Source organism: Halomonas denitrificans (assembly GCA_019800895.1).
Classification (GTDB): Bacteria; Pseudomonadota; Gammaproteobacteria; order Xanthomonadales; family Wenzhouxiangellaceae.
The window spans coordinates 333143-346884 of record JAHVKF010000003.1; the positions used below are offsets into that span (position 1 = coordinate 333143).

A 13742-nucleotide genomic window follows, 5' to 3' on the forward strand; every position below is an offset into this window, starting at 1 on the left:
TGCGCACGATCGGCGCGAACCACGCCAGGAGATCCGGCCGCGGCCGCGAGGCCGCCGGCGGTTCGATCCGAGCGATGTCCCTTCCGCAGCCGAAGCGCCGTGCGTCAGCGAGGCCCGCGAGGCCCCATGCGCACCAGCAGCCAGGCGCGCGCGGCCTCCCAGTGCCGAGCCACGGTGCGTTCGGACACGTCGAGCGCCGAGGCGGTTTCGGGAATGGTGAAACCGACGAAATAGCGGAACTCGACGACATCGGCCATGGCCGGATCGCGCTCGCGTAGCGCGGCGAGGGCGTCGTCGAGGGCGAGCAGGTCGGCTGCGTCCAGGCCGTCGTCGCCGGCGATCCGGTCTTCGGCAAAGGTGGCCATCAGCGGCCGGTTGCCGCGCTTGGCGGCCTGCTGTCTGCGGGCACGGTCGACCATCCACTGGCGCATGACCCGAGCGATCAGCGCGAGGAAGTGTCGATTGTCGTTGATCCGGTCGATCGGCCGGCCGGTGAAACGAAGGAAGGCTTCGTGGACCAGGACCGTCGGCGAAACGGTGGCGGCGGCGCGCTCACGGCCGAGGTGTCGGCGGGCGATGGCACGAAGTTCGTGGTAAAGGGCTTCGAACAGCTCGCCGGAGGCGTCGGGCGCGCCCTCGTTGAAGGCGCGCACCAGCGTTCGGTACTCGTCGTCGATCGACCGGTCCATGGCTGCTCGTCCCCTCGGGCCGCGGTGCAGGGTGCGTCCCATTATCGATGCCGGCGAAGCGGGAGTGGGCGGCTTCGGCCGACGGGCAGCGTCTCCTCGGGAGGATGCACGTATGATCGGGGGAGGGGCCCGGAGCGACCATCGTCCCGGGGCCGTGAACGTGGGCTGCACTCCATGACGCGATGAGCCGATCCGACTGGACCGACCTGTGGGAGCGATTCCACGCCGCCCTGGCGCTGCCGCCATCGCAGCGCGATGCGTGGCTGGACGAGCACTGTACCGACCCTGCTCTTCGCGCCGAGCTGGCCGCGCTGCTCGAAGCCGCCGGGCGCACCGGTACGCCGCTGGACCGGGAGGGGGTCGCTGCTGCCGAGCCCCTGGCGCCCGGCACGCGAATGGGTCCGTGGCGGATCGTCGCTCCGCTCGGCAGGGGCGGCATGGGCGAGGTCTATCGGGTCGAGCGCGCCGACGGGCGCTACGACAAGCAGGCGGCGTTGAAGCTGCTTGCCACAACGCTCCAAGGCGACGCGTTCCGGGCCCGCTTCGATCGCGAGCGCAGGATCCTGGCCGGGCTGGATCATCCCGGCATCGCCCGTCTCATCGACGCGGGACAGGCCGACGACGGGCGGCCCTGGCTGTTGATGGACCTGGTCGAGGGACAGCCGATCACCCGGGCAGCCGCCGAATCCGCGTGGCCGCTGGAGCGGCGCCTGCGCGTGTTCGCACAGGCCTGCGACGCAGTCGCGTACGCCCATCGACGACTCATCGTGCACCGCGACCTCAAGCCGGCCAACCTCCTGGTCGACCCCTCCGGCCGGCCCCGGTTGCTGGACTTCGGCATCGCGCGGCTGCTGGAAGCCGGCGGTGACGACGACCTGACGCAGGCCGGGCGGGGCGCCCCGAACACGCCCGGGTACGCCAGCCCCGAGCAACTGGTCCGCGACGACACGGGAACCGCCGTCGACGTCTACGCCCTGGGCCTGCTGTTGCACGAACTCTGCACCGGCCAGGCGCCGTTCGGGCCGGACGGGGAAGCCGATGCGCTCGAGCGCCGGCGAAGGCCGCCGCGTCCCACCGCGGTCGACCCCGACCTTCCGCGGGAACTGGACTGGATCGTCGGCCGCGCATGCGCCTTCCGGGCCGAGGACCGCTACCCGGGCGTCGATGCGCTGATCGACGACATCCGGGCCGTTCTCGAAAACCGCCCCCCACGCGCGCGAGCCACCGGCCCGGTCTACCGGATCGGCAAGTTCGTCCGTCGCAACCGGGCTGCCGTGGCGGCGACGACGCTGGTCGCAGGCGTGATCGTGACGCTCGCCACCGGGATCGTGCAGGAAACCGCCCGAACCCGGGCCGCGTTGGCCGAAAGCGACCGGCAGCGCGAGCAGGCCGAACTGACCGCCCAGTTTCTCCGCGACCTGTTCGTGCAGTCCGATTCGACCCGGAACGAAGGCGCGGAACCGACCGCCGGCGAACTGCTCGCGCGGGGTCGCCAGCGGCTCGCGGAACGCGGAGACCTCGATCCGCGGTTGCACGCCGGTCTGCTGCGCACGCTGTCCGACGTGCATCGCAACCTGGGCGACTACCCGGCGGCGCTGGAACTCGCGAAGGAAAGTCTCGCCCGCCTCGAGCCGACGGACAGGATGGTGCACGCGGTCGATCGAGCCCGGGGATGGCTTCGCGTCGGCCGTGCACAGCTGGCCTCCGGGGACCCTGCGGCAGCACACGAAGCGCTCGGACGCGGTCTGGAACTGCTCTCTGCCGACGGCCCGTCCCCGCTCGTCGTGGATCTCCTGCACGCTCGCGGAGCGTCCGCGCAGCTGCGGGGCGAGCTGGACGAGGCCGGGCTCGATTTCGACGCCGCGATGGCTCGCCTCGACCGGTTGCCTTCGCCGGACCCGCGCCGCGCGGCCGAGAACCGGCTTCGCCGCGGCTCCTGGCACTGGATGAACGGGCGTCTCGGCGACGCCCTGGCGGCGTACGGCGAAGCGGTTCGCTGGCAGCGCGAGCGTAGCGACGGATCGAGCGCGGATCTGGCCACCGCGCTGGACGCCGAAGCCAGCGCACTGTTCGCGCTCGGCCGGATGGAGGAAGCGGAGGCCGCCTTCGCGCAGGTGGTGCGCCTGCGTCGCCGCGTCCTCGGCGCGGATCATCCCCTGACGGCCCGTTCTCTCAGCCACCTCGGCGGCGCGCGCTTCGAACTGGGTCGCATCGAGGATGCCCGGAGCACGCTGGGGGAGGCCCTCGCCATCCTCGAGCGGATCGACATGGGCGACTCGCCGCAGGCCGCCGGCGTGCTGAACAATCTCGGGCTGGCCGAACGGGCCGCCGGGCGAACCGTCGAAGCCCGTTCGGCGTTCGAAGGGGCGCTGGCGATCAACCGCGGTACGCTGGGTCCGGACCACCTGAACGTGGCCAACAACCTGAACAACCTTGGCCTGGTCGCCGAAGACGAGCAGGCATGGGAGCAGGCGCTCGAGTATTACGACGACGCGGAACGCATCATCCGTGCGATCAAGGGCGACGGTCACCCGGACCGGGCGTTCCAGCAGACCAATCGGGGCCGGGTGCTGCTTGTTCTCGACCGCATCGAGGCGGCGCGGGTCGAGCTGGATGCAGCGCTCGAACTCCGCACGGGAGCGCTGGGTCCCGAGCATCCGCGCGTGGCCGAAACGCTGTTCTGGTCCGGCCTGGCCGAATGCCTGCGGGGGGCTGCCGAGGAGGGTTCGAATCGACTGCAGCGGGCGATCGAGGTGAGCCCGGCCGCGGAACCGAGGGTGCGCAGCGCGCTGGAAGCCTGCCGGGGGCGTGCGGACACCGGACCGGCAGTGCTGCAGTCCGGTGCCGAACGGAGACTGGTCCAGCGCCTGTTGGATTCGACAGCGCGCTGACGGGACGCGGGTCGGTCAGTTACCGCAGGAACCGCTGTGGGCGCATCGGTCGTGGCCGAGCGGGCGATCCTCGAGGGCGATAGCGAACCGCGCAACCTACGCTCGCCCGGTCGAGGCGCCGGTGCGCGCTCCTGCGGCACGACCGGCCGTTCCGCGCGATCGGCGCTGGCGTGGCCCGTCGGCGACGAAGGCCGTCAATCGTACGGCTGGTAACTCTTCTCTTCGACGATGTTGGAGCCGAGCAGACGGTTGATCTCGCGCTTGACTTCGGCGCGGCGGTCATTGGTACGGTAGACCGAGCGGGCCAGTTCGACAAAGCGGTCGCCGAAGTGGCCTTGGCGCTCGCATTCGCGGATCGCGTCCTCGATCTCCCACAGCGATTCGTTGATCCGCTTCAGCTCGCCGCGCTGGGCGGTCACTTCGGACGTTTCCAGCGACGTGGAGTGCCACAGGCCGGTCAGCAGGTCGAGTTCTCGCTCGACGTTGGAGCGCTTGTCGGGATCGGCGATCCGGTCGGCCTTGATCTCGAGGATCGAGATCTTGTCGAGTAGTTCGCCGGGGGAAACGGGTACGGAAAGGGTCTTGGTCATGCGAATCTTCCGGGTATGAAAAAGCCCGGGGCGCGGGGCGCCCCGGGCTCGATCGGGGTTGCGATCAGTCCTGCTCGACTTCCTTCATGCTGAGCCGGATCCGGCCCTGCTTGTCGACTTCCAGGACCTTGACCTTGACCTTCTGGCCCTCGGCGAGTTCGTCGGTGACGTTCTCGACGCGCTCGTTCGAGATCTGCGAGATGTGGACCAGACCGTCCTTGCCCGGCAGGATCTGCACGAAGGCGCCGAAGTTCATGATCTTCTGGACCGTGCCTTCGTAGATCTTGCCCACCTCGACATCGGCCGTGATCTGCTCGATCCGACGGCGCGCGTCGTCGGCGGCGTCCTTGTTGGCGGACGCGATCGTGATCGTGCCGTCGTCGGCGATGTCGATGGTCGTGCCGGTCTCCTCGGTGATCTGGCGGATCGTCGAACCGCCCTTGCCGATCACTTCGCGGATCTTGTCCGGGTGGACCTTCATCGTGAACAGGCGCGGTGCGTATTCGCTCATTTCCGAGCGCGGCTTGTCCAGCACCTTGTTCATCTCGCCGAGGATGTGCATGCGGCCGGCCTTGGCCTGCTCCAGCGCGGCATGCATGATCTCGCGGGTGATGCCATCGATCTTGATGTCCATCTGCAGCGCGGTGATGCCGGAATCGGAACCGGCCACCTTGAAGTCCATGTCGCCGAGATGGTCCTCGTCACCCAGGATGTCGGTCAGGACCGCGAACTTGTCGCCTTCCTTGATCAGGCCCATCGCGATGCCCGCGACCGGCGCCTTGACCGGCACGCCGGCATCCATCAGGGCCAGCGAGGTGCCGCAGACCGAGGCCATGGAGCTCGAGCCGTTCGACTCGGTGATTTCCGAGACCACGCGCAGCACGTAGGGGAAGTCTTCCGGCTTCGGCACCACGGCCATCACGCCGCGTCGTGCCAGGCGGCCGTGACCGATCTCGCGACGCTTCGGTGCCAGCATGTGGTTGGTCTCGCCCACGCAGAAGGGCGGGAAGTTGTAGTGCAGCATGAAGGGGTCCTTGTATTCCCCTTCGATCGCGTCGATCAGCTGGGCATCGCGGCCCGTACCGAGGGTGGCGACGACCATCGCCTGCGTTTCACCGCGGGTGAAGATGGCCGAGCCGTGGGTGCGGGGCAGGGCGCCGACCTGCACGTCGATCGGACGGACCGTGGTCAGGTCGCGGCCGTCGATACGCGGCTTGCCTTCGATGATCTGGCCGCGCACGAATTCCTTTTCCATGGCATGGAAGGCGTCCTTCACGTCGCCTTCGGTCCAGACGGTTTCCTCGCCTTCCGGGCACAGCGCATCGACGACCTTCTTCTTCACTTCGCCGATGGCTTCGTGGCGCTGGGTCTTGTCCGTGTGCTGGTAGGCGGATTCGAGCCCGCTCATGCCGAGCTCGCGGACCTTCTCGGCCAGGCCTTCCGGCTTGGCCGGCGCCTGCCAGTCCCATTTCGGCTTGCCGGCTTCGGCGACCAGTTCGTTGATCGCCTTGATCGCGGTCTGCATCTGGTCGTGGCCGAAGGTCACGGCGCCGAGCATCTCGTCTTCACTCATCAGGTCGGCTTCCGACTCGACCATCAGCACGGCCTTGTCGGTTCCCGCGACCACCAGGTCGAGGCGCGAGTTCTCGAGCTGCGAAGCGCTCGGGTTGAGCACGTAGTCGCCGTCGACGAAGCCGACGCGGGCCGCACCGATCGGACCCTGGAACGGGGCGCCGGAGATGGCCAGGGCGGCCGAGGCGCCGATCAGGGCCGGGATGTCGCCATCGACTTCCGGATTCAGCGACATGACCGTCGCGATGACCTGCACCTCGTTCAGGAAACCCTTCGGAAACAGCGGGCGGAGCGGACGGTCGATCAGACGCGACGTCAGCGTTTCCTTCTCCGTCGGTCGACCTTCACGCTTGAAGAAGCCGCCGGGAATCTTTCCCGCCGCGTAGAACTTCTCCTGGTAGTTGACCGTCAGCGGAAAGAAGGACTGACCGGGCTTGGCTTCGGGGCGGGCGACCGCGGTGACGAGGACGACGGTGCCGCCCATCGAAACGAGTACGGCGCCGGTCGCCTGGCGGGCGAGGTGGCCGGTTTCCAGGGTGACGGTGTGCTCACCGTACTGGAACGATTTGGTGACTTTGTTGAACACTGCGAATACTCCAGGGACGTAAGTAGGGTCGATCGTTGGAAAAGCGGTGGACGGAGCGCGTGCGCCGATTCCGGATACGACGAAGCATCGGCTGTTGAATGAACAACAACCGATGCCGTCGAATCACATGAGCCGGGAAGCGCGCTTAACGGCGGAGGCCGAGGCGCTGGACGATGTCGCGGTAGCGCTGGACGTCCTTGTTGCGGACGTAGTCGAGCAGCGAGCGACGCTGGTTGACCAGCTTGATCAGTCCGCGCCGCGAGTGGTGATCACCCTTGTGGTCCTGGAAGTGGCCCGTGAGGTGCTTGATGCGTGCGGTCAGCAACGCGATCTGCACTTCCGGGGAACCGGTATCGCCGCTCGAGAGCTGGTATTCCGAAACGATCTGCTGTTTCTGTTCTGCGCTCAAAGACATTTCGTCTGAAACTCCACGTGTGTACTTCGGTCCGGATCGTTCCGGGCCGGATGGTTTCGAGTGGCGACCGGGCTTTTCCAGAAAACCCCCTCCGAACCCGGGGTTCGGCGGTCGGCGTCGGGCCGACCGGACAGGCGGGCTTTGTGCAAAAGCCACGATCACCACGAATCAAGCACGCCATTATACGTGCTGTTTCGTGTCCGGGGCAAGAGGTTCGGCGACGATCCGCGACCGGTCGGTCCGCTCAGCGAGTGAGGCGCTGGCGGGCGCGGGCGAACAGGGATCCGTCGGGGAATCGGCCGTCGATGCGCTTGCCCGGATGCTGGCCGGCCAGCAGCTCGATCGCCTGGGCCACGCTGCCGACGGCGAAGACCTGGAACAGATCGTTACCGGAGGCCTGCACGATGCGCGGGCCCAGCATCAGTTCGTCGCGCTGCACCGCCGGAATCGCCACGCCGGCCCCGGATGGACCGGTGCCGCCGCCCGATCGACGGCCGCTGCGGTAGCAGCTCTCGAACAGCGACTCGATCCGCTCGTTCAGCTCGGTCACGGGCAGCACCCGGCCGGTCAGGTCGATGTCGCCGATCAGCGCGATGTCCTGGCGAAGCGGCGTGCGCGTGACCTGGCTGAGCAGGGCGACCAGCGCCGCCAGGGAAAACGTCTCGCCCGGCGCATCGGTGACCACCGAGCCGTCGGCCGCGATCAGCTCCAGCGCCGCATGCAGGCCGGGCTCGTTGTCGAGGCCCAGGAGGGAGCCGAGCAGGATTTCGAGCTGGTCCTCGGTGCCCGCGCGGTCCTGCAACCCGACCGGGACGCGGATCGACGCATGGCGGGCCGGCAGGCTCGCGCACTGGAGCCGGAGCACGCGCGCGGCGCCGCGTGTTCCGTCGTCGCGGCGGGCCAGCAGGTGGACCTGGCCGGGCATCGAGCGGGCGCCGGGGAACGCCGCGCTGCCCTGGGCTTCGTCGCCCTGCAGGCGCAGCAGGGGCACGGTGGCCTGTTCGATCGCGAACTCGACGTGGGCAGCCTCGACCTTCGAATCGCCGGCCTGGCGGGCCAGCCTGGCCGCGGCGCGGGCCCGGGCGAGCAGCCGGTCCAGGGAGGTCGACAATCCGCCGCGGCCGTCCAGCCGGGCGGCTTCTTCGACCAGGCGGGCCCGCGCACCGGCGTCGAAGGGCGGCAACTCCAGGCGCTCGCACTCGTTGACGAGCAGTGCGGACAGGGCGCGGACGTTGTGCTCGTCGCGCGAGACCCGGTCGGGCAGGTCGATGACCTGGTCCAGGCTGCGGGCGAGTTCGCCGTGCTCGCGGTTGAGCTGGCGCCAGGCGTCGAAAGAGCCGATCAGGACCAGCTGCAGCGAGACCGGCACCGCATCGGGTTTCAGCGAGGCTCCGGGTGCACGGCGGTCGATCGATTCGATCGACAGTTCACCGGTGGTCAGCGTCCGCTGCAGCCGGTTCAGGCATTCCGGGTGCTCGAGCAGGGCGTCGGCATCGACGATCAACAGTCCGCCGTTGGCCTGCAGCAGGCTTCCGGCGCGCAGGCCCTGGAACGAGACGGCATCGGCCCGGCCGGCGTGCCAGACGGTGTCGATCGAACCGAACAGGTTGCGCGCGCTCGGGTGTTTCTCGATCACGACCGGGGCCGTGCCGTCGGGGTCGACGGCGATCAGCAGATTGGCGCCGTAGCGGCCTTCCAGGTCCAGGTCCGCCGCCCGGCCACCGCCGACGCCGTGTTCGAGCACGTCCTCGAGGATCGCCTCGAGATGGCGGGCGACCTCGGGGTGGCCGATCTGGTCGTCGACGCTGCGCATCAGGCCGGCCAGCAGGCGGCGCGCTTCGCTCTGCACCAGGCGGTTGGCCAGGTCCTGGCTGCGACGCCAGATCTCGTTCACCCGGGTCGTCAGGCGGGCCAGTTCGTCCTGCTCGTCCCGGATGATCTCGCGGATCTTGCGGTATTCCTCGCGGTCGACCTGGCCCTTGGAGACCAGGTTGGCCAGGTCGTCCTGGGAAATCACCCGGCCCGTCTGCTTGACGTGGACGGACAGGCGCACCAGGCGGCCGACCTCCTCGCGCACCAGGACCAGCCCGTCCGGGCGGAGCCGCTCGTCCATCGGGTCGGTGATCTTGCGCATCTCGGCGTCGGCACGATCGTGCAGGGCCTGCAGCCGGTTGCGGATCGGCCGGGCCTCGAGCGCGGGGTCCAGCTGGTCCCGGATGAAGCGGATGACCGATCGCAGTTCGGCACGGACCTTGCGGCCCATGCCGGCCGGCAGGCGGAGCAGGCGGGGCTGGTGCGGGTGGTCGAAGTTGTACACGAACACCAGGTCGTTGCCGGCCGCCGGCGGGGGCGTCCGGTTCGCCAGGGCGCGTTCCACCAACCGGCGTCGCCCGGTGCCCGGGCGGCCGCGCAGGAACAGGTGGGGTTGGTCGCCGTCGTTGCCGCGCAGCGCGTTGCCGAGCGACTCGATCGCGTCTTCGCTGCCGAGCGTGGCGACGGGCGCTTCGCCAGCGGGCGCATCGAGCAGGTCGGGACGGACGTTCCAGCGAAGCTGGTTGGCCGAGAGTCTGGTGATTGCCATGGCCCCCCGGCTCCTGTTCGTTGTCTGGCCGCCATTCTAGCGGCGAACCGGGACGATGCCCAGCCGCAGGGAGATTCGCGGTCGCGGGCTCAGCCGTCGAGGCGCGCCCGGGCCAGCCGTTCCGTGTAGCTGGTCCAGGCCTCGGCCACGGTACAGGGGTTCTCGAGCATCGGCAGATGGCCGGTGTCGGGCAGCAGCAGCGTCTCGGCCGACGGCATCCGTTCGGCGATGGCCGCGGCGCCGGCCGGATTCAGGACCTGATCGGAGCGACCCCAGACGACCAGCGCGGGCACCTGCAGGCCGTCGACGATGCGCTCGAGGGGTTCGGAGTCGAAGCGGATGGCGTCGAACGCGCGCTGGTGGTCGACGGCTCGACCGGCCGCCCGCGAGGCCAGGAAACGGGCCAGCGGCCCTGGAATCCAGGGCGGGTGCACGAAGCAGTAGTCGATCAGGCGATGAAAATCCGCCAGGTGGCGGATGATCAGCGGATTGTGCCGTTCCTCGGAGATTTCCTGGAACAACGGTGAATGCGGTACACCCTCCACGCCGCCGGGCGCCAGTAGCCACAGCGCGCGAACGCGGTCGGGCACGCGCCGGGCCACCTCGGCCGCGATGTACCCGCCCATCGAGCTTCCACCCAGGTAGCAGCGCTGGATGTCCGCGGCATCCATCCACTCGATGACCCGGTCGGCCTGGGCGCTGATCCGGTAGTCGAGCGCGCCGTCGACACGGGTATCTCCGAACCCGGGGAGGTCGGGCGCGAGCACGCGGAAGTGACGGGACAGGTAGCGGGCGACCCGGGTGAAATGGTCGGCATCGGCATTGAACCCATGGAGGAGTACCAGCGGTTCGCCGTGCCCGCCCTCCAGCGCGTGCCAGTCGATCGCTCCGGTCCGCAGGCGGCTCGACTTCAGGCGCCCGTGCCGCCTGTCAAGGGCACGGAAGATCCGCGCGACCGGTGACGGCCACACCCGCCACAGAACAAGGGCGAGCAGCAGCGCGAGTCCCAGCGTCAGCAACGGCGTCATCGGTCCCCGGTGATAGAATGCCGACGTCTAGTTTAGTGGGATTCGCAGCCCCGGGGTGGGCCTCCGGCGGCCAGCCTCGAGGACCGGCAATCCGGGGTGCCCGACCGGAACCGACGCCGGGTCTCCGTTCCCGCTGAGCGCATCCTGCACGGATCGCCGGTCGTCCGACCGTCGTGCTCCGACGACTCGAAGCCAACCGCCCCGGGACGGGGCTCGACATTCCGCGGCGGCATGAACGATTCCACCAACGACCAATTCGAACGTGACGGATACCGGGTGGTCCCGGGCCTCTGCCCCGCCGGCCGCGTGGCCGCGATGCGCCATGCCGCGGAGCGCGCGCTGTCGAGGCGCGCATCGCCGTTCGAGCTCGAGCGCGAGGTCGGATATCCCGGCGCGCCTTCGGCTCACGCGCCCGGAAGCGAGACGATCCGTCGCCTGCTCGACGCGCTGGCCCTCGACCCGGTGTTCTCCGACTGGGCCTGCGCCCCGGACCTGGTGGCGTACGTCAAGGCCTTCCTGGGGGCCCCGTCGGTTCGCGTGGTGCGCGCCCACCACAACTGCGTGATGACGAAGCTGCCCGAGTTTTCCAGCGCCACCGGGTGGCACCAGGACCTGCGCTACTGGTCCTACCGGCGTCCGGATCTTGTCAATGCCTGGACCGCGCTCGGCCACGAAGCCCGGGGCAACGGCGGAATGCGCGTGATTCCCGGCTCGCACCGGGCGAAGTTCGGCAGTGACAGTTTCGATGCCCAACGCTTCTTCCGCGAAGATGCACCGGCCAACCGTTCCTGGTTGGAGCGCGCGGTGCAGGTCGACCTGGCGCCCGGCGACGTTCTGTTCTTCCACGCCGGTCTGCTTCACGCCGCCGGCCGCAACCTGACCGATCGTCGCAAGCTTTCCGTGGTGTTTTCCTACCGACCGGCCGACAATCTGCCGATCCCCGGAAGCCGGTCGGCCTCGCGGCCCGACCTCGACCCCGACGCCGCCGTCACCGGGCCGTCCGGATGCGACTGATCGCTTTCCTCACGCTGGCGATGATGACGATCGTCGCCAGCGCCAACGTGCTGGTCCAGTACCCGGTCAACGACTGGCTGACCTGGGGAGCCCTGACCTACCCGATCAGCTACTTCGTGACCGATCTCGCCAACCGTCTGCGTGGCCCGCTCGCGGCCCGCCGGGTCGTGTGGGCGGGCTTCGCCCTGGCCGTCGTGCTCTCGGCCTGGCTGGCGAGCCCGCGGATCGCGCTGGCGTCGGGTGCGGCGTTCCTGGCGTCGCAGATGCTGGACGTGTCGGTCTTCGATCGCCTGCGTGGCCGCGCCTGGTGGCAGCCGCCGCTGTTTTCGTCGGTGGTCGGCTCGGCGCTGGACACGGCGCTGTTCTTCGCGCTGGCGTTCGCCGGCACGTCGATGCCCTGGGTGACGCTGGCGATCGGCGACTACGGGGTCAAGGTGGCGATCGCGCTGGTCATGCTGGCGCCTTGGTGGTGGGTGGCCGTGCGAACGCGGCGCCTTCCGCCGCCTCGATCGGGCGATTCCGATGGGTGAGTTCTTCTCGGTCGCCTGTGCCGCGGTCTGGGCCATGGCGGTGGTGCTGTTCCGACGGTCGGGCGAGACGCTGCCGGCCTTCGAACTGAACCTGTTCAAGAACCTGCTCGGCGTGGCCCTGCTGATTCCCACCGTGTTGCTGACGGAGGGTCTCACGCTGCCGACCTATTCGGCCGCGGAGTGGGGCCTGGTCGCGGTCTCGGGCGTGATCGGCATCGCGATCGCCGATACCTGGTACCTGCGCGCCCTGAACCTGATGGGGGCGGCACGGACCGGCGTCACGGCCAGCTTGTACAGCCCCTTCGTCATTCTTCTTTCCATCCTGTTTCTCGGCGAAACGCTGGCGCCGTGGCAGATGGCCGGCTTCGTCCTGGTCCTGGCCGGCATCCTGCTGGTGACGTGGCGGACGAACCGGATGGACGTCTCGTTGCGGGCGCTCCGGCTGGGCGTTGCGTTCGGGGCCGGTTCGGTCCTGCTGATGGCCACCGGCGTGGTGATGGTCAAACCGGTGCTCGAGGGCGACGACTTCTTCTGGACCGTGCTGCTGCGCCTCGCCGCCGGCACCGTCGCCATGCTGGCGCTGGTGGCCGCGACCGGTTCCGCGGGGCGGGTCATGGCCCGCTACCGCGAACCGCAGCCGTGGCGGACCATTGTCGTGGCCTCGTTCCTCGGCACCTACCTGTCGATGATCCTGTGGCTGGCCGGCTACCGGCTGACCGACGCCTCGGTCGCCTCGGTACTCAACGAGACCGCGGCGGCCTTCATCGTCCTGTTCTCGTGGTGGGTGCTGAAGGAAGAACTGAGCCCGCGCAGGATCTTCGGCGTGCTCCTGACCTTTGCCGGCGTCAGCGTGATCGTTTCGCTCTGACCGCTGCGCCGTTCGCGTCCGCCTGGCGCCGGTTGCGATACCAGCGCACGCCGCCGATCGGTGCGCGGCAGAGCAGTTCGTAGGCGATCACCGCGACGACGATCCCGATGCCGGTCCAGGTCAGCGAGGCGGGATCGAGCGGGATGGCCGGGACGAAGTCGCCGGCAGCTCGTTCGGCAATCGACCACTCGCCGCGGCGCAGCAGGGTCAGGGGTCGGAGCAGGGGCGGCGTGTCCCGGAGCTGGGCCTGCAGGGCGAGCAGCTGGTCGAGGCGCACCTGCAGTTCGGCGATCGCCGTGGCGCGGCCGTCGGGCGCAAGCCATGGCAGCAGTTCTCCCTGCCGGATCTTCTCGATCGTCCTCTGGGCCTCGTCGACGTGCCCCCCGAGCCGCTGCAGGTAGGCCTGGGTGAAGGCTGGCGCCTGGGAAAATCCCAGCCCGCCGGCACCGCCGAACGCGGCGCTGCCGAGGTGGTCCATCCGTCGCCCGACCCAGCCCATGGTCAAGCGCGTTCCGCGCGGCCGTCGGTTTCGGCCGGCGTCGCGGTGCGATCGTTGCCCGGATCGCCATTCGGCTCGGTGAGCACCGCTGCGCGATCACTGCCCGTATCGTCACTCGGCTCGGTCGGCATCGCTGCGCGATCGCTGCCCGTATCGTCACTCGGCTCGGTCAGCATCGCTGCGCGATCGCTGCCCGTATCGTCACTCGGCTCGGTCAGCATCGCTGCGCGATCGCTGCCCGGCACGGGATCCACTCCGCCGGCGCAGAACGGCTGGCAGCGCAGGATGCGCTTGAAGCCCATCCAGCTCCCGCGCCCGGCGCCGTAGAGTTCGATCGCTTCCTCCGTGTAGCGCGAGCAGCTCGGCGTGAACCGGCACTGCTGGCCGATCACCGGCGAAAGCGTCCGGCGGTAGAGGTGGATCAGTGCGATCAGGAGCCTTTGCATCCGTACTTGTGTCCGTGCCCGTAACGAGGTATA

12 protein-coding genes are annotated in these 13742 nt (G+C 69.2%); 4 read left to right on the plus strand and 8 right to left on the minus strand.

The annotated features are described in order from the left end of the window. Positions 1-104: 104 nt before the first annotated feature. The gene (locus KUV67_10085; GenBank protein ID MBY6205230.1) at positions 105-689 is read right to left on the minus strand and encodes a sigma-70 family RNA polymerase sigma factor; all 585 of its coding nucleotides are present in this window, start codon (positions 687-689) and stop codon (positions 105-107) included. A gap of 182 nt (positions 690-871) precedes the next feature. On the opposite strand from KUV67_10085, the gene KUV67_10090 reads away from it, so the two are divergent. Beyond that, positions 872-3580: a serine/threonine-protein kinase gene (locus tag KUV67_10090; protein MBY6205231.1), complete on the plus strand. Its 2709-nt coding sequence runs from the start codon at positions 872-874 to the stop codon at positions 3578-3580. A 194-nt stretch (positions 3581-3774) separates the two neighbouring features. Here the strand turns inward: KUV67_10090 and KUV67_10095 are convergent, their stop codons facing one another. From KUV67_10095 to KUV67_10115, 5 genes are all read right to left on the minus strand, one after another. Further along, a complete protein-coding gene (locus KUV67_10095) occupies positions 3775-4170 on the minus strand; it encodes a hypothetical protein (GenBank protein MBY6205232.1) in 396 nt (131 codons plus the stop codon). Positions 4171-4234: 64 nt separating this feature from the next. Further along, the gene (pnp, locus tag KUV67_10100; protein ID MBY6205233.1) at positions 4235-6328 is read right to left on the minus strand and encodes a polyribonucleotide nucleotidyltransferase; all 2094 of its coding nucleotides are present in this window, start codon (positions 6326-6328) and stop codon (positions 4235-4237) included. 145 nt (positions 6329-6473) lie between these two features. Next, positions 6474-6743, minus strand: a complete 270-nt coding sequence (gene rpsO / locus KUV67_10105; protein MBY6205234.1) for a 30S ribosomal protein S15 — start codon at positions 6741-6743, stop codon at positions 6474-6476. Positions 6744-6987: 244 nt separating this feature from the next. Next, positions 6988-9324, minus strand: coding sequence for an AAA family ATPase (locus KUV67_10110; GenBank protein MBY6205235.1), 2337 nt, complete (start codon positions 9322-9324; stop codon positions 6988-6990). Positions 9325-9413: 89 nt separating this feature from the next. After that, the gene (locus KUV67_10115; GenBank protein ID MBY6205236.1) at positions 9414-10352 is read right to left on the minus strand and encodes an alpha/beta fold hydrolase; all 939 of its coding nucleotides are present in this window, start codon (positions 10350-10352) and stop codon (positions 9414-9416) included. Positions 10353-10583: 231 nt separating this feature from the next. On the opposite strand from KUV67_10115, the gene KUV67_10120 reads away from it, so the two are divergent. From KUV67_10120 to KUV67_10130, 3 genes are read left to right on the plus strand one after another with little or no spacing between them, the layout of a single operon-like run. After that, positions 10584-11366, plus strand: coding sequence for a phytanoyl-CoA dioxygenase family protein (locus tag KUV67_10120; GenBank protein MBY6205237.1), 783 nt, complete (start codon positions 10584-10586; stop codon positions 11364-11366). Beyond that, on the plus strand, positions 11357-11896 hold the full coding sequence (locus KUV67_10125) for a queuosine precursor transporter (protein ID MBY6205238.1): 540 nt from the start codon (positions 11357-11359) through the stop codon (positions 11894-11896). The genes KUV67_10120 and KUV67_10125 overlap by 10 nt, the downstream gene beginning before the upstream one ends. Continuing rightward, on the plus strand, positions 11889-12764 hold the full coding sequence (locus tag KUV67_10130) for a DMT family transporter (protein ID MBY6205239.1): 876 nt from the start codon (positions 11889-11891) through the stop codon (positions 12762-12764). Before KUV67_10125 ends, KUV67_10130 begins: the two co-directional genes overlap by 8 nt. Here KUV67_10130 and KUV67_10135 read toward each other — a convergent pair. Further along, positions 12742-13269 (minus strand): DUF2937 family protein, encoded by a 528-nt coding sequence (locus tag KUV67_10135; protein MBY6205240.1) that lies wholly within the window; start codon positions 13267-13269, stop codon positions 12742-12744. The two genes, KUV67_10130 and KUV67_10135, sit on opposite strands and share 23 nt — an antisense overlap. Beyond that, the gene (yidD, locus tag KUV67_10140; GenBank protein MBY6205241.1) at positions 13266-13709 is read right to left on the minus strand and encodes a membrane protein insertion efficiency factor YidD; all 444 of its coding nucleotides are present in this window, start codon (positions 13707-13709) and stop codon (positions 13266-13268) included. Before yidD ends, KUV67_10135 begins: the two co-directional genes overlap by 4 nt. Positions 13710-13742: the final 33 nt, after the last annotated feature.